This is a genomic window from Synechococcus sp. RS9909 (assembly GCF_014279595.1).
Taxonomy (GTDB): domain Bacteria; phylum Cyanobacteriota; class Cyanobacteriia; order PCC-6307; family Cyanobiaceae; genus Synechococcus_C.
Genome location: NZ_CP047943.1, coordinates 573,182 through 586,671 on the forward strand (window position 1 = coordinate 573,182; position 13,490 = coordinate 586,671).

Annotated in this window: 18 protein-coding genes and 1 tRNA gene; 2 read left to right on the forward strand and 17 right to left on the reverse strand. The window is 64.2% G+C overall.

The features are described 5' to 3' along the window. Positions 1–27 precede the first annotated feature (27 nt). The gene (locus tag SynRS9909_RS02830; RefSeq protein WP_240307717.1) at positions 28–1,512 is read left to right on the forward strand and encodes a bifunctional pantoate--beta-alanine ligase/(d)CMP kinase; all 1,485 of its coding nucleotides are present in this window, start codon (positions 28–30) and stop codon (positions 1,510–1,512) included. On the opposite strand, the gene SynRS9909_RS02835 is transcribed toward SynRS9909_RS02830, so the two are convergent. The 9 genes from SynRS9909_RS02835 to SynRS9909_RS02875 form a co-directional block, all read right to left on the reverse strand. After that, positions 1,496–1,993, reverse strand: coding sequence for a low molecular weight protein-tyrosine-phosphatase (locus tag SynRS9909_RS02835; RefSeq protein ID WP_007100573.1), 498 nt, complete (start codon positions 1,991–1,993; stop codon positions 1,496–1,498). The two genes, SynRS9909_RS02830 and SynRS9909_RS02835, sit on opposite strands and share 17 nt — an antisense overlap. Further along, a complete protein-coding gene (locus SynRS9909_RS02840) occupies positions 1,990–2,673 on the reverse strand; it encodes a HEAT repeat domain-containing protein (RefSeq protein WP_007100572.1) in 684 nt (227 codons plus the stop codon). Before SynRS9909_RS02840 ends, SynRS9909_RS02835 begins: the two co-directional genes overlap by 4 nt. Continuing rightward, positions 2,670–3,527 (reverse strand): HEAT repeat domain-containing protein, encoded by an 858-nt coding sequence (locus SynRS9909_RS02845; RefSeq protein ID WP_007100571.1) that lies wholly within the window; start codon positions 3,525–3,527, stop codon positions 2,670–2,672. The genes SynRS9909_RS02840 and SynRS9909_RS02845 overlap by 4 nt, the downstream gene beginning before the upstream one ends. Positions 3,528–3,653: 126 nt before the next feature. Then, entirely contained in the window at positions 3,654–4,142 is a 489-nt protein-coding gene (cpcA, locus tag SynRS9909_RS02850) for a phycocyanin subunit alpha (RefSeq protein WP_007100568.1), read from the reverse strand. 53 nt (positions 4,143–4,195) lie between these two features. Next, a complete protein-coding gene (locus SynRS9909_RS02855; protein ID WP_007100567.1) occupies positions 4,196–4,714 on the reverse strand; it encodes a phycocyanin subunit beta in 519 nt (172 codons plus the stop codon). A 176-nt stretch (positions 4,715–4,890) separates the two neighbouring features. Further along, complete coding sequence (gene cpcA, locus SynRS9909_RS02860) at positions 4,891–5,379, reverse strand: phycocyanin subunit alpha (RefSeq protein ID WP_007100568.1); 489 nt, start codon at positions 5,377–5,379, stop codon at positions 4,891–4,893. 53 nt (positions 5,380–5,432) lie between these two features. Next, positions 5,433–5,951, reverse strand: coding sequence for a phycocyanin subunit beta (locus tag SynRS9909_RS02865; RefSeq protein ID WP_007100567.1), 519 nt, complete (start codon positions 5,949–5,951; stop codon positions 5,433–5,435). 315 nt (positions 5,952–6,266) lie between these two features. Continuing rightward, positions 6,267–6,545, reverse strand: a complete 279-nt coding sequence (locus SynRS9909_RS02870) for a phycobilisome linker polypeptide (protein ID WP_007100566.1) — start codon at positions 6,543–6,545, stop codon at positions 6,267–6,269. Between the two features lie 38 nt (positions 6,546–6,583). After that, a complete protein-coding gene (locus tag SynRS9909_RS02875; protein WP_007100565.1) occupies positions 6,584–7,426 on the reverse strand; it encodes a phycobilisome rod-core linker polypeptide in 843 nt (280 codons plus the stop codon). Between the two features lie 203 nt (positions 7,427–7,629). Between SynRS9909_RS02875 and SynRS9909_RS02880 the strand changes: the two genes are divergently transcribed. Next, positions 7,630–8,031 carry a hypothetical protein gene (locus SynRS9909_RS02880; RefSeq protein WP_007100564.1) on the forward strand — a complete coding sequence of 134 codons (402 nt, stop codon included), beginning with the start codon at positions 7,630–7,632 and terminating at the stop codon, positions 8,029–8,031. On the opposite strand, the gene SynRS9909_RS02885 is transcribed toward SynRS9909_RS02880, so the two are convergent. The 8 genes from SynRS9909_RS02885 to metK all read right to left on the reverse strand — a co-directional run bounded on the left by SynRS9909_RS02885 (position 8,025) and on the right by metK (position 13,488). Next, complete coding sequence (locus SynRS9909_RS02885) at positions 8,025–8,774, reverse strand: phycobilisome rod-core linker polypeptide (protein WP_007100563.1); 750 nt, start codon at positions 8,772–8,774, stop codon at positions 8,025–8,027. The two genes, SynRS9909_RS02880 and SynRS9909_RS02885, sit on opposite strands and share 7 nt — an antisense overlap. A gap of 116 nt (positions 8,775–8,890) precedes the next feature. Continuing rightward, on the reverse strand, positions 8,891–9,484 hold the full coding sequence (locus SynRS9909_RS02890; RefSeq protein WP_007100562.1) for a chromophore lyase CpcT/CpeT: 594 nt from the start codon (positions 9,482–9,484) through the stop codon (positions 8,891–8,893). 4 nt (positions 9,485–9,488) lie between these two features. After that, complete coding sequence (locus SynRS9909_RS02895) at positions 9,489–9,719, reverse strand: hypothetical protein (RefSeq protein ID WP_007100561.1); 231 nt, start codon at positions 9,717–9,719, stop codon at positions 9,489–9,491. Positions 9,720–9,735: 16 nt separating this feature from the next. After that, a tRNA-Phe gene (locus SynRS9909_RS02900) sits at positions 9,736–9,808 on the reverse strand. Beyond that, a complete protein-coding gene (locus tag SynRS9909_RS02905) occupies positions 9,799–10,497 on the reverse strand; it encodes a ComF family protein (RefSeq protein WP_007100560.1) in 699 nt (232 codons plus the stop codon). The genes SynRS9909_RS02900 and SynRS9909_RS02905 overlap by 10 nt, the downstream gene beginning before the upstream one ends. Before the next feature lie 19 nt (positions 10,498–10,516). Next, a complete protein-coding gene (locus SynRS9909_RS02910) occupies positions 10,517–10,792 on the reverse strand; it encodes a DUF2470 domain-containing protein (RefSeq protein ID WP_007100559.1) in 276 nt (91 codons plus the stop codon). Between the two features lie 152 nt (positions 10,793–10,944). Next, the gene (locus tag SynRS9909_RS02915; protein ID WP_007100557.1) at positions 10,945–12,219 is read right to left on the reverse strand and encodes an FGGY-family carbohydrate kinase; all 1,275 of its coding nucleotides are present in this window, start codon (positions 12,217–12,219) and stop codon (positions 10,945–10,947) included. A gap of 9 nt (positions 12,220–12,228) precedes the next feature. After that, entirely contained in the window at positions 12,229–13,488 is a 1,260-nt protein-coding gene (metK, locus tag SynRS9909_RS02920; RefSeq protein ID WP_007100556.1) for a methionine adenosyltransferase, read from the reverse strand. Between the last annotated feature and the right edge of the window lie 2 nt (positions 13,489–13,490).

Consider the following 13,490-nt stretch of genomic DNA (forward strand, 5'->3'; position numbering starts at 1 on the left):
TCCTGGCGATCGGCAACCGGACGCTCCGTGCATTTCGTGCCCACGATGGGGGCACTCCATCAGGGCCACGCTCACCTGATTGAAAGGGCTGGACAGGTCGGGTCTGGCCCGGTGGATGTGCTGGTCAGCGTGTATGTGAACCCTCTTCAGTTCGGCCCGGGCGAAGACTTCGTGGACTACCCACGCGATGTCGAGGCGGATGTGCACCTGGCGGCCTCCGCTGGCGCCGCAGCCGTGTGGTGTCCAGATGACGGACAGATTTACCCGGGTGGTGTGGCAGAGGCTTTCGGGGTTCAGGTGCCTGCATCCCTCCAGGCCCATCTCTGTGGGCCGGGGCGTCCTGGTCATTTCGATGGCGTCGCCACCGTGGTCTGCCGAATGCTGGCCTTGTGCCGGCCGCAGGGGCTGGTGCTCGGCGAGAAGGATTGGCAGCAGCTGATGATCCTGCGCCAGCTCGTGAAGAGCCTCGGCCTGCCTGTGCGCATCTTTGGTTGTCCGACGCAGCGCGATGCCGATGGACTGGCCTGCAGCTCGCGCAATCGTTATCTCACCCCAGCGGAACGGGAACGGGCCACACGGCTTCCTTCACTGCTCAGCAGCACTGCCCAGGGCGTGCGTGGGGGGCGGCAGCTGGTGGATCCTGGGGCGATCCGCATCGCGTTGGAAGCGGCGGATCTGACCGTCGAGTATGTAGAGGTAGTGGATCCGATCCGTCTGCAGCCGACCCGCTCCGATCAGCCCTTGCGTCTGCTGGCGGCGGCCGTGCGTTGCGGCCGAACCCGTTTGATTGATCACACCTTTCTGATGACCCGTTCGCCCATCGTTGCCATCGACGGCCCGGCAGGTGCCGGCAAGAGCACGGTGACCCGGGCCTTTGCCGAGCGTCTGGGGCTGCTGTATCTCGACACCGGCGCCATGTATCGGGCGGTGACCTGGTGGGTGCAATCCCAAGGGGTGAACCCTGGCGATGGGACGGCGGTGCGCCCTCTGCTTGAGGGGCTGGAGCTGGAACTGGATCCCCTGCAGCAGGGTGTGCAGCGGGTGCGGGTGAATGGTCGCGATGTCACCGAGGCCATCCGCGATCCGCAGGTCACCGCTTCGGTGTCTCTGGTGGCGGCCCATCCTTGTGTGCGCGCCCTGCTCACCAGGCAGCAACAGCGCCTCGGCGAACGGGGGGGACTGGTGGCTGAAGGGCGCGACATCGGAACCGCGGTGTTCCCCGACGCCGAGCTGAAGGTGTTTCTCACCGCCTCACCACAGGAGCGCGCCCGGCGCCGGGCTGCGGATCTGGAGGCGCGCGGCCATGCCGTGCCGGCGTTGGCTGAACTGGAGGCCCAGATCCTTGAGCGGGATCGACTCGATAGCAGCCGCGCAGTGGCGCCGTTGGTGCAGGCCGAGGATGCCACCGAGCTGATCACCGATGGCATGAGCATCGACGACGTGATCGAAGCGCTGGTGGATCTGTTCCGCTTCCGGGTGGCCGAGGAGGTCTGGCCTACGCCCGACGGCTGAGCTCCTCCAACAGACCCTCACAGGCATCCTCGAGCAGATCGAGCACTTGCTCGAACCCGTCCTCACCGCCGTAATAAGGATCCGGCACCTCGCTGACCTGATGGCGACGGGCATAACTGAGCATGGGCCGCACCTGGGCCGTGGCCCGTTCGCCCGCTTCGCGAGCCAGGTTCTGCACCGCCAACAGGTTGTCGGCATCCATGGTGAGGATCAGATCAAACTGCTCCAGATCACCGAGATCCAGCTGCCTCGCCCGGCTGGGCAGGTCAATGCCGCGTCGCTTCGCAGCGGCTTGCATGCGTTGATCGGCCGGACGGCCCACATGCCAGCCGCCGGTGCCGGCCGAATCCACCAGAAAGTGGTCGCCCAGATCACGCTGCTTCACGAGGTGGAGAAACACCCCTTCCGCCGCCGGTGAGCGGCAGATGTTGCCGAGACAAACAAACAGCAGGCGCTGCGGTGGCACGGGAGCGACGGTCATGGTTGCGAAGGGATGGGGAGGCGTTGCAGCGCCAGCCAAGACCGTTGCCGCACGACGGCAATTTCCTCAGCCTCTGGCTCAGCCAGCCGCTGAAGCACGGCAGGAATTCTCCTCAGGCTTGAGGCGGCTTGCTCCGGAACCGGGCCGTGCCGGCGTTCCAGGCCCACCACCACGGCATAACGCACCACCCATTCACCATCCTCGCTGCCTTCCTCGAGGCTTCGGATGCAGAGATTAAGTTGATTGGCGGCCCGATCCGGTTCGGGATTCAGCACCAGATCACCGAGACCGCGGGCGGCGGCGCGACGCACGCTGGGGCCCACATCATGCAGCAGGGCGTCCACCAGCACCTCAAGGCCGCGTTCATCAGCCAAACCCGCCAAGGCTCGCACCGCCCAGGCCCGCGCGCCGTAGTTCCGCCCATCCAGGTTGTTGAGAATCGTGGGCACCGCATCGGGGCCGATGGCCACCAGTCCATCCACCGCGGCCAGGGCGGCACCGGGGTTGTTGAAGGCCAGCACCTGCATGAGTGATTCGGCGGCCCCGGGGTGCTGCAACGCGGCCAGTCGCCGCGTGGCCACGATCAGCCCTTCGCTGCTGCTGGACTGCTCCAGATCAGCGATGGCGGAATCGAGTGACGGTGATGGGGGGCGCATCACATGGGAGGGGTCAAGGGTCACAGCAGAGCATCCATGGCATCCAGCAGGGCGATGTCCGCAGCGGCTGTGGGGGGTTCCCCCATCGGGCTGCGGGGGTGTTCGGCCAGCCCGCGCAGGGCGATCAGTTTGAGGCTGTTTTCGGCCAGGGTCGCCTCGATTGCCGGCAGCGCCGGACGCCAGCCGACGGCGCCCAGGTCCATCAGGGCGGCGCGGCGCACCTGAAGCTGGGGATGGCGCAGCAGGTCGATCAGGGGCTGGGCCCAGTGGGGATCGCCGCTGAGCTGCAGCAGCGCACGGCAGGCGGCGCTACGGATGAGGGGGCGTTCATGGCCGGTGAATGGGGTCACCACGGCGAGCACCTCGGTGGTGTTGTCGCCGATCTCCCCCAGGGCCTCCAACAGGGCTTCGCAGGGTTCCTGCAGCCGGGGGGAGCCGGGTGCAGGCGCTCCGGCCACCGTCGGTCCGCTCTCCAGTCGGCGGCAGAGTGCCGGCACGGCCTCGCGGGCGCCGATCTCACCCAGGGCGCGGGCGGCCACCTCCCGCAGGCCATGGTCTTCGTCGTCCAGGGTGGCGAGCAGATCGGTAATGGCCGCCTCTGCCCGCAACAGACCGAGGGCGCGGGCGGCATTGCGGGCCACGGCATTGGCTTCGACGCCAGCATCAGGTTGGCGGGGCTGACGTTGCCGCAGGGCCTGACAAAGCAACGGCACGGCCTCGGGGTGCTCACTGCGCATGCGGCCAAGCCACCACGCCGCGTAGTACTGAGCAGAGGGATCGTCGGTCTGCCTCAGACGCGCGATCGCTTCGGCTTCGTTGATCGGCGCACCTTCGGCACTCGGGCCTCCGTCGTTGGGGCTGGGGCCGGGCTCCTGCATGGGCCGGACTGCATGGACTGGGCACGATCCTGCCAGAGCTGCTTGTCTGTGCCGGGTCAAGGAGAAAGGACGGCAACAAAAAAGCCCCCTCGTTGGAGGGGGCGATGAGAAGAAGCGAGAACGCGATCAGACGAGAGCGTTGATGGCGTAGTCGATGTAGTTGTTGGCGATGACGCCAGCGTCGCCGGAGACGCCGTGGTTGGCCTTGATGTAGTTGAGGGCTTCGACGTACCAGGAGGGGGAGAGTTCGAAAGCGCGGTTGATCTCGTCGAGACCGGCGATCAGGTACTCATCCATGGGGCCGGTGCCACCAGCCACGAGGCAGTAGGTGACCATGCGGAGGTAGTAGCCGATGTCACGGGCGCACTTCTCTTTGCCACGAGCGTCAGCTGCGTAGTTGTTGCCCTGCATCTGGGTGGTGTAGGGGAACTTGTTGTAGACAGCCTGAGCAGCGCCGTTCACGAGGGAATCAGCGTTGGCGGTGAGGGCCTTGGCAGCAGCCAGAGCGTTGGCGGCGCGCTCGAAACGACCGAAAGCAGCGTTGATTTCGGTGTTGGAGAGGAAGCGGCCCTGGGAATCAGCGGCGGCGACGGCTTCGGTGAGGGGGGTCTTCATGGTTGGAAAAGACGAGGGTGTTCTGGTCGGAAATCGTGAGAGCTGGAGCCGGATCAGGCGACAGCAGCGGCAGCGCGGTCGAAGTAGGTGCCGATTTCAGACATCAGAGCGGAGCAGTCACCAGCGGTGATGCCGTTCTTGTCGTTGGCGATGGAGATAGCAGCGTCCTTCATCTTGCGAACGCCTTCAGCGACGGAAGCGCCGGGAACGCCCAGGGCCAGGTAGGTCTCACGCAGGCCGTTGAGGCAACGGTCTTCCAGCACGGAAGCATCGCCGGTGAAGGCGGCGTAGGTGACGTAGCGGAGGATGATCTCCATGTCGCGCAGGCAGGCAGCCATGCGGCGGTGGGTGTAAGCGTTCCCCCCGGGGGCGATCAGGGCGGGCTGCTGGGCGAAGAGTTCGCGAGCGGCGTTGGTGACGATGGAAGAAGCGTTGGAGGTGATGCGGTTCACAGCATCCATGCGCTTGTTGCTGTCAGCAACCATGGCAGCCAGAGCATCGATCTGGCCGGCGTTGATGAATTCGCCACGGGCGTCAGCCTGGGCAACAACCTTGGTGAAGGCGTCGAACATTGAGAAAAGCTCCTGGTCTCGACGAAGGGTCGGGAGTGGTTGGGGGAGAGAGCCGCGGGTGGGTCCTGGGATCTCGAGCCTGCCAGAGCTGCTTGTCTGTGCCGGGTCAAGGAGAAAGGACGGCAACAAAAAAGCCCCCTCGTTGGAGGGGGCGATGAGAAGAAGCGAGAACGCGATCAGACGAGAGCGTTGATGGCGTAGTCGATGTAGTTGTTGGCGATGACGCCAGCGTCGCCGGAGACGCCGTGGTTGGCCTTGATGTAGTTGAGGGCTTCGACGTACCAGGAGGGGGAGAGTTCGAAAGCGCGGTTGATCTCGTCGAGACCGGCGATCAGGTACTCATCCATGGGGCCGGTGCCACCAGCCACGAGGCAGTAGGTGACCATGCGGAGGTAGTAGCCGATGTCACGGGCGCACTTCTCTTTGCCACGAGCGTCAGCTGCGTAGTTGTTGCCCTGCATCTGGGTGGTGTAGGGGAACTTGTTGTAGACAGCCTGAGCAGCGCCGTTCACGAGGGAATCAGCGTTGGCGGTGAGGGCCTTGGCAGCAGCCAGAGCGTTGGCGGCGCGCTCGAAACGACCGAAAGCAGCGTTGATTTCGGTGTTGGAGAGGAAGCGGCCCTGGGAATCAGCGGCGGCGACGGCTTCGGTGAGGGGGGTCTTCATGGTTGGAAAAGACGAGGGTGTTCTGGTCGGAAATCGTGAGAGCTGGAGCCGGATCAGGCGACAGCAGCGGCAGCGCGATCGAAGTAGGTGCCGATTTCAGACATCAGAGCGGAGCAGTCACCAGCGGTGATGCCGTTCTTGTCGTTGGCGATGGAGATAGCAGCGTCCTTCATCTTGCGAACGCCTTCAGCGACGGAAGCGCCGGGGACGCCCAGGGCCAGGTAGGTCTCACGCAGGCCGTTGAGGCAACGGTCTTCCAGCACGGAAGCATCGCCGGTGAAGGCGGCGTAGGTGACGTAGCGGAGGATGATCTCCATGTCGCGCAGGCAGGCAGCCATGCGGCGGTGGGTGTAAGCGTTCCCCCCGGGGGCGATCAGGGCGGGCTGCTGGGCGAAGAGTTCGCGAGCGGCGTTGGTGACGATGGAAGAAGCGTTGGAGGTGATGCGGTTCACAGCATCCATGCGCTTGTTGCTGTCAGCAACCATGGCAGCCAGAGCATCGATCTGGCCGGCGTTGATGAATTCGCCACGGGCGTCAGCCTGGGCAACAACCTTGGTGAAGGCGTCGAACATTGAGAAAAGCTCCTGGTCTCGACGAAGGGTCGGGAGTGGTTGGGGGAGAGAGCCGCGGGTGGGTCCTGGGATCTCGAGCGGGGAACGAGTCGCTTGTGGCAGCTGTTCTCCTTCGCAAGGCCATTCTTCAAGAAGATGAGAGCGGGGTGCGAGGCTTTTAACAAAAGGTCATTCCCGGCTCGAAATCCATTGCCACAGCTTCGATTTGCCTGTGACGATTGCGTGTGTTCGTGACCCCTGTCTCCCATCAAAAAGCCCCCTGGTGGAAGGGGGCGTGATCGGGTCGGTTGGCCGGGCCTCGGGGGAGAGATCAGCTCAGTCGTCAGCCTTCCTGCGGGTACGACGTGCAGGCTTGGCGGCAGCGGCCTCGCCGCCTCGCTGGTCTCCCAGATCGCCGCCGCTGACGCTGACGTCTTCAATGCGGCCACCCATGCGTTGAATCATGCGCATGGTTTCGTTCATGCGCGTGAAGGGCACCTGCATCACGGTGTCGGCCGTGCGGATGAAGTCGTTGTTGGCGATGCCGGTGACCTTGAAGGTCACCTGACGGCTGGAGGCGAAGGTGGAGGAACGGCTGCCGGCGGAAACTTTCATGGTGTTTGGGGAAGCAAGGAACGGCTGATCCGAGAACGTCAGTTCACGGTGGTGATGCTGGCGATCCGGCCGCCTTCACGCTGGATCTGGCGCTGCACATCCAGCAGCTTGCTGAAGGGAACGAAGCGAACCCGGTTGCTGCGCTTGTGCAGGCGGTAGTTGTTCAGGCCGGTGATTTCGATCCGGAAGGTGCGACCTTCCTCGGCGGCACCAACGCCCTGACGGGTGACGCCATCGGTGCCGACTTTGCGGAACACATTGCCCTTGGCATTGGGGCTCACCACGGGCACCGGCGCTTCGGCGTGCACGGAGGGGTTGAGGCGGGACTGGTTCTTGCAGATATCGCCCTTGATGGAGGCGGCGACACCGCGGCTGAGTTGCAGCATGTAGGAGAACTGCAGGCCTTGCTGGCCAACGCTGTAGTTCCAGCCGTGCAGGTAAGGCACCACCTCTTCACCGAAGCGTTCCTGATAGTCGGCGCTGTCGATGTAGGAATCGATTTCAGCCTCGAAGCCCTGCTCCTGAAGGATGGTGAAGTGGTGCAGCATCTCCGCTTTGTTCTGCGGAGCGCGGCCGAGCAGGTGTTTGTGATTCAGTTCGATGAAGCGATAGGGATTGGAGTTTTCGAAGAAGCGCTTGCGGTAGAGACCACTCTTGGCCAGTTGTCGCACGAATTCGCGGGTGCTGAGGTAGCCGCGACGGAACAGTGACTCGGGCCCTTCCAGACGGTCGCTGCTGAGGATGTACTGATAACCGAAGACCTGCTGGTAGGCGGCGCGGATCAGGGCGGTGCGGTCGTTTTCGGAACTGTTGGTCCAGTTTTCCTGGGTGGGCTGCGTGTAGCGCTCGATGCCCAGATAGGACGCGTTGGCGAGAGTCATTGGAACGGGGTGACGAAGCTTGGTTGAGGCAAAGACCTGCCCCTGGCTCAAGACATGTTCGGTGTGGATCCTATGGAGAGAGTTCGATTGCGATCGAAGCCTTTCAGAATCGTTACAAGCCATGCCAGGAGAGGGTTTTGCCGCAGGGCTGGCCGATGGCTGGATCGTCGATACCATCCGGCCATCCCTCAACCCCTGCGGTGATGGAATCTCTTGACGGTCAACAGTTGTTTCAGAGTCGCCTCTGTCAGCAATTGAGCCTGTTGACGGCGGTGAGTGAATCACTCACCGAGCGGATCATGCACGTGGAGACCCGTCTCCAGGGGTTAGAGGAGGCGTTCACCACGCCGCCTGGCTTGTGTTCAGGGGATTGGGAGGGGGCTGCTGAGCTGCTGTCGGGAACGGAAGAGCGCCTCAGCCGTCTGGAACGTCTTCTGGACAGTGATCCCACGGTGGCTCCCCCCAGCGATTCTGTCGTCGATCAGCTTGGGATCGAGACCGACGACTCCGGGGATGACCCGTTCCCCGTTGATGAGCAACAGGAGTTCCTCGAGGATGAGCCCCAGCTGTTCCCGGAAGAGCGGCAGGGGCTGTTGGCTCACTGAATGGAGGTGCTGAGCATCGAGCCGGCAATGGTGAGCAGCACTCGACCGATTTCCAGGCCACCCACAACCGCAAGGCCCAGCCAGAGCCTCAGGGCCCAGGCGGGTGGTTGGCCTGAAGTCCAGCTGGCAGCGGCCGTGCCGCTGGCACCGGCTGGATTGGCGGGGAAGCGCTTGGCGCTGCTGTCACGCCAATCGGCGGCGTAGCGGGGAAGCCGTTGGTGCGTTGGTTTCTCGCCTTGCGCACGACCGGCCAGGACGCGGTTGCGCTGATGGGGAACGCTGTCATACCCAAAAGCTTCGAGATACTCGCTGCTATTCAGCAGGGTATCCACTGCGGCATTCAAACCTTGTTCGGCGATCAGGATCGACAGGGCGATCCGTTCGGCCTGGCCATGGGGTTGGCGACCCAGGGCTTTGCTGATCAGATGGTCGACCAGTCGGTTGTTGCTGTTGGTGTGAAGATAGCCATCGCGAAACCGTTGGGAGGTGAGAAGGCCACGCATGAAGTCGCGAACAGTGATCCCTCCATCGCGCAGTTTCATCTCCAGCATGGGTTGTCGGTCGACCTTGAGGGGGTGGAAAAACACCTGCCGATAGGCCTGTTCGATCACCAGGTCGCAGCAGTCCTTCTGGGGGTGTAGGCCCTGGTTGCAGCGTCGGTCGCTCTCATCACCCACACTGCCGATGGGTGTCACCAGGGCATTCTGTGTGCGGATTGGGGTTGACAGCAGGGGGAGAACCATGCGGATGAGATCAGATGATCAGGTCAGGACCCTATGGCTGCCCGATGAGCATTTGTTCGGATAGACAAATGCCATTACATCAATTCACTCAACTTCAAGATCGGCTCTTCGCTGGTTCAGCCCAGATTCCAGTCGGCAGGGATCTCGCCGGCATAGGTTTCCAGACGCTGGAACTGAAACGGACCTGCCAGTGACCCCCAGACCTGTTCGTGGGTCTCCGGATCGTGCCCGCGGTCGATGGTGCTCATGCCGGCGGCGTCGATCTCGAACTGGCTCACCAGGTAGGTGGTGCGTCCCTTACGTTCCACCATGCAGCGGCAGCCGGGTTCCACCTCGCCACTGAAGCCATCCCCCTTGGGGCTCACCACATAGGTGCATCCTTCGAGCAGCTGCAGATCGTCGCTGCCGATGGCGGTCAGCTGATGTGGATTCAGGGTGGCGCCCCAGAAGCGCTGCGCATCGCTGAGCGAGTGGTTGCGCACGTGCAGGGCGTCCCCCACTTGGCGCGCTTCGAGCACGCGAATTCGGTAGGGCTCGGCAGGGGCCAGGGCATAGGCCTGCTCGAGCAGGAGCATGCCCGCCTCCAGGTGCGGCAAGGGGCGCACCGTCACGTTGATGTGGGCGTAGAGCGGTGGATTCTCGAAGGCCTGTGCCTCGTTGGTGAAGCTCCCACAGAGCAGGCGCACCAGACGATTCAGAGGAGCAGACATGACGTCAGAGATTGAGAAGTCTCAGGCGGAATTCGGCCACCTGGAGGGCCAGATCCGATGAGCTTTCCATGAAGGGATGTCCCTCCAGGCTGCTCATGACGGAAGTGAGCCGGGTCGTCACATCCTGATCGCCATCGACGTTGACACTGCGCTTCCAGGCCTCGTCAAAGGCCATGGCGAAGCTGTCGGCGTTGTTGAACTGACGGGTGTCGTTGAGCTCTCCGAACTGAGGCATGGGAGAGAAAAAGGCATGCCAGGACCCAGATTTGAACTGGGGACACGGCGATTTTCAGTCGCCTGCTCTACCAACTGAGCTATCCCGGCGCGTCGTCTGCGCGACAGCCAGATCTTAAATCACGACGTTCCGAGCTCGCGCTTCGGCGCGGTGTTCTTGCCAGGCAGACCAGGCCAGCCACGGGCAGGTTCGCCCTGGTGAGTGCCGCCTGGGCGGCAACGGCTGTGGCACCGGTGGTGAGGATGTCATCGACGATCCAGATCCTTCCATTCGGCCGTCCGACATCCGTCGCGACGGGGGCGACGGCGTGAAACGCCTCCTGTTGATTGCTCTGGCGTTGATGCGCCTTCAGGTGGTGTTGCCCCAGGCCGGGCCGACGGCGTTGCAGCAGTTCCAGGGTGGGGCGGTTCAGGCCCTGGCAGAGCAGGGCCGGCAGCGGATTGGCCCGACTGGCGTGTTTCCAGCTGGGGATGGGCACCAGCAGGGCATCGCTGGGCAGGTGGTCGCGGAGGTTGGCGCAGAGCGCAGCGATGGTCTTGGCGTCGGGGCTGCGGCGCAGTTGGAGCAGCACCTGGCGCAGTGCACCGCTGTAGAGCCCGGCGGCGACCCAGGGCAGGGGAGCCCGTCCATGCAACAGCTGGCTGCGGAGCCCCAGGCGGCGGTTGCAGGGCTCACAGGGGCGCTGCTCGTCCTGATCGTCGGTGAGCGGTTGAGAGCAGAGGGGGCAGCTGGGCTGATGAAGCAGGGTCTTGAGGCACGACGACAGGGCGGTGAGCACGGCAACGGGGACGCTGCCTTCAGGATTCCCCGCTGGCCATGGAGCGCAGCATCGCCACCAGGGTGCGGTGCGCATCCTCGCTGTCGCTCAATTCGTGATCAAAACGGATCTCCAGCTTGACCCCATCCACCTCCAGCTCCATCGCATCCGGACGCACGGCGAGCATGGTGGCGGCTTGCGGTTCAGCGACACCTCCGTAGTGCCGGGCGTACTGGAGGACGGCTTCGGCGTGATCGGCATTCATGTGGCGACAGATGCGATCGCTGACGCTGGGGGTGAGGGGATCGGCGGCCATGGAGGTGGAAAGAGGGAGTCGTCAACCGAAGCGCTGCCACAGCAGCAGAGCCAACCGGATGCCACTGAAGGTCACGTATCCGGCCAGAACCAGAAACAGTCCAACGGCCAGGGCATCGCGGAGTTTGGCAGGCACCTGAAGCACTCGGGGACTCAGAATTCTGCCCCGGATCCACCTCGGTTTGCTCCTGGCTTCAGAGCCTGTAGGGCGAGTCGGGCCACCCCCGCTGCCGGAGGGGCATGACAGGTGAGGATCGGGCGGCCCAGCATCCGTTCACGGATCCGGCGCCACTGGGGGTTGCGAGCCCCACCCCCAAGCGTGATCAGCCGACGGGGCTCGGGGGCACCCAGTTGACCAAGCCGTTGCCAGCCCTGGGCTTCAATCCGCGTCAACCCCTCGAGCAACCCGTGCAAATAGAGGGCGTCACTCACCGGTCGCGGCGTGAGCACCGGCTCCAGAGTCGGATCATCCACCGGAAAGCGTTCCCCCCGGCCCGGCAGTGGACGAAACTCCAGCCCACTGCCCTGGTTGGGATCGATCTGTCGGCTCAGGGCGGCGAGGTCGATGGCGCCGAACAGTGATCGCAGCACGGCGCCGCCGGCATTGGACGCTCCTCCGCAGAGCCAGCGCCCGCCGACCCGATGATTGGTCACTCCCGGGGCGTTGAGGGGGGCGTCCACGAACCGCTTGAGCACGATGGTGCTGCCGAGAACGGTGATGCCCTCATCGACGGCTGGGTTGGCGGTCAACACCGCTGCATTGGCGTCGGTGGTGCCGGCCACCACCTGCACCGACTCAGGACAGCCCAGGGCACGGGCGATTGGCGGTGCGATGGGGCCAAGAATGCTCCCACTGGCCTCAATCTCAGGCAGGGCCTCAGCCCAGGCCTGGTCGTGGAAGGTCGCAGGCCAGCTGCTGCGCTGCAGATCCCAACCCAAGCGCAGGTTGTTGCCTTCTTCGCCGAAGCGCCAGTGTTGGAGCAGCCATCCGGTGATCCAATCGGCCTGATGGCGCAGCAGCAGGTGAGAGTCGTGGTGGCTGTCCAGCAGCCGCAGGGCCCGGGCCAGGCTGCCACTGGCGCTTCCGGCAGGATGCTCCGGTGCGATCAGGCGGCGGAGCGTCTCCACCTGCTCCGGGCAGCTCTGCTGATAAGAGAGCGCAGGCCCTAAGGGGGTGCCATCCCGGCGGCAGGCGAGCAGCGTTCCCGATGTGCCATCGACGGCGATCGCGGCCAGGCCGGCGCGCCGATGCTGTGGGATGGCCTGGATCAGGTCAGAGCAGGCCTGACGCCAGGCGAGGGGATTGGTGAAATCGCCTGGATAGGGGGTGGCTTCGCTGTGGACGAGCTCACCCTCCACACTGAGAACGGCCACCCGAACACCACTGGTGCCCAGATCGATGCCGAGCACGGTGGTGTCGGGTGGCACTGGTGGCAATCAGAGGCTGCTGCCTTGTTGCAGCCGGGAGGCTTCTGCCTGCAGGAGGGTGGCGGCTTTGTCCGCCACATCCTCCCAGGGAAGCTTGAGGTCGGGGCGACCGAAGTGGCCATAGGCCGCGGTGTCGCGATAAAAACGGCCTCCGTTCAATGCCGGCATCTCCCGGAGCTTGAACTGTTCGATGATGGCGCCGGGGCGCAGATCGAAGTGCTGATTCACCAGTTCGGTGAGCTCGGCGTTCGACACCTTGCCGGTGCCGAAGGCATCGACAAGAATCGACACCGGCTTGGCGACGCCGATGGCGTAGCTCAGCTGCACTTCAGCCCGTTTGGCCAGACCGGCGGCCACCAGGCATTTGGCGACATAGCGGGCGGCATAGGCCGCCGAGCGATCCACCTTGGTGGGATCTTTGCCGGAGAAGGCACCACCGCCATGGCGGGCATAGCCGCCGTAGGTGTCGACGATGATCTTGCGACCGGTCAGACCCGCATCCCCCTGGGGACCTCCCACCACAAACTTCCCGGTGGGATTGACCAGATAGCGGGTGCTGTCTTTGCTGGGGCGCAGGGGGAGGTCGGCTGTCGCCGGTTCCACCACATGGGTCCAGAGATCGTCGCTGATTTTCTGGCGCACCTCCTGCTCACCACTCATGCCGGCCACCTCGGCGGTGTGCTGGGTGGAGATCAGGATCGTGTCGATCGCCACGGGCTTGTCGTTCTCATACACGACGCTCACCTGCGTCTTGCCATCCGGCAGCAGGTACTCAAGGCTGCCGTTGTGGCGCACTTCGGCCAGGCGACGCGAGAGCCGGTGGGCGAGGCTGATCGGCAGCGGCATCAGCTCCGGCGTTTCGTCGCAGGCGTAGCCGAACATGATGCCCTGATCGCCGGCCCCCACCTTGTCGAGGGGATCACCGGCGTGATCATCGGCCTCGTTCACACCCTGGGCAATGTCGGGTGACTGCTGATCGAGGGCCACCAGCACCGCGCAGCTGTTGGCATCGAAACCGCCGGCCCGGGCACCGCTGTAGCCGATGTCGCGGATCACATCCCGCACCAGATGAATGAAATCCACCTGAGCCTTGGAGGTGACTTCACCCGTGATCATGCAGAGACCGGTGTTGACCACGGTTTCGCAGGCCACCCGGCTGGCACTGTCCTGGGCGAGCAGCGCATCGAGCACGGCATCGCTGACCTGATCACAGATCTTGTCGGGATGGCCTTCGGTGACGGATTCGGAGGTGAAGACGTAACGGCTCATGG

Bases quoted from the DNA above. Each gene is read 5' to 3' on its own strand.
- SynRS9909_RS02835 (WP_007100573.1), bottom strand. From the start codon at position 1,993: ATGACCGTCGCTCCCGTGCCACCGCAGCGCCTGCTGTTTGTTTGTCTC.
- SynRS9909_RS02845 (WP_007100571.1), bottom strand. From the start codon at position 3,527: ATGCAGGAGCCCGGCCCCAGCCCCAACGACGGAGGCCCGAGTGCCGAA.
- cpcA (WP_007100568.1), bottom strand. From the start codon at position 4,142: ATGAAGACCCCCCTCACCGAAGCCGTCGCCGCCGCTGATTCCCAGGGC.
- SynRS9909_RS02855 (WP_007100567.1), bottom strand. From the start codon at position 4,714: ATGTTCGACGCCTTCACCAAGGTTGTTGCCCAGGCTGACGCCCGTGGC.
- cpcA (WP_007100568.1), bottom strand. From the start codon at position 5,379: ATGAAGACCCCCCTCACCGAAGCCGTCGCCGCCGCTGATTCCCAGGGC.
- SynRS9909_RS02865 (WP_007100567.1), bottom strand. From the start codon at position 5,951: ATGTTCGACGCCTTCACCAAGGTTGTTGCCCAGGCTGACGCCCGTGGC.
- SynRS9909_RS02870 (WP_007100566.1), bottom strand. From the start codon at position 6,545: ATGAAAGTTTCCGCCGGCAGCCGTTCCTCCACCTTCGCCTCCAGCCGT.
- SynRS9909_RS02875 (WP_007100565.1), bottom strand. From the start codon at position 7,426: ATGACTCTCGCCAACGCGTCCTATCTGGGCATCGAGCGCTACACGCAG.
- SynRS9909_RS02880 (WP_007100564.1), top strand. From the start codon at position 7,630: ATGGAATCTCTTGACGGTCAACAGTTGTTTCAGAGTCGCCTCTGTCAG.
- SynRS9909_RS02885 (WP_007100563.1), bottom strand. From the start codon at position 8,774: ATGGTTCTCCCCCTGCTGTCAACCCCAATCCGCACACAGAATGCCCTG.
- SynRS9909_RS02890 (WP_007100562.1), bottom strand. From the start codon at position 9,484: ATGTCTGCTCCTCTGAATCGTCTGGTGCGCCTGCTCTGTGGGAGCTTC.
- SynRS9909_RS02895 (WP_007100561.1), bottom strand. From the start codon at position 9,719: ATGCCTCAGTTCGGAGAGCTCAACGACACCCGTCAGTTCAACAACGCC.
- SynRS9909_RS02910 (WP_007100559.1), bottom strand. From the start codon at position 10,792: ATGGCCGCCGATCCCCTCACCCCCAGCGTCAGCGATCGCATCTGTCGC.
- metK (WP_007100556.1), bottom strand. From the start codon at position 13,488: ATGAGCCGTTACGTCTTCACCTCCGAATCCGTCACCGAAGGCCATCCC.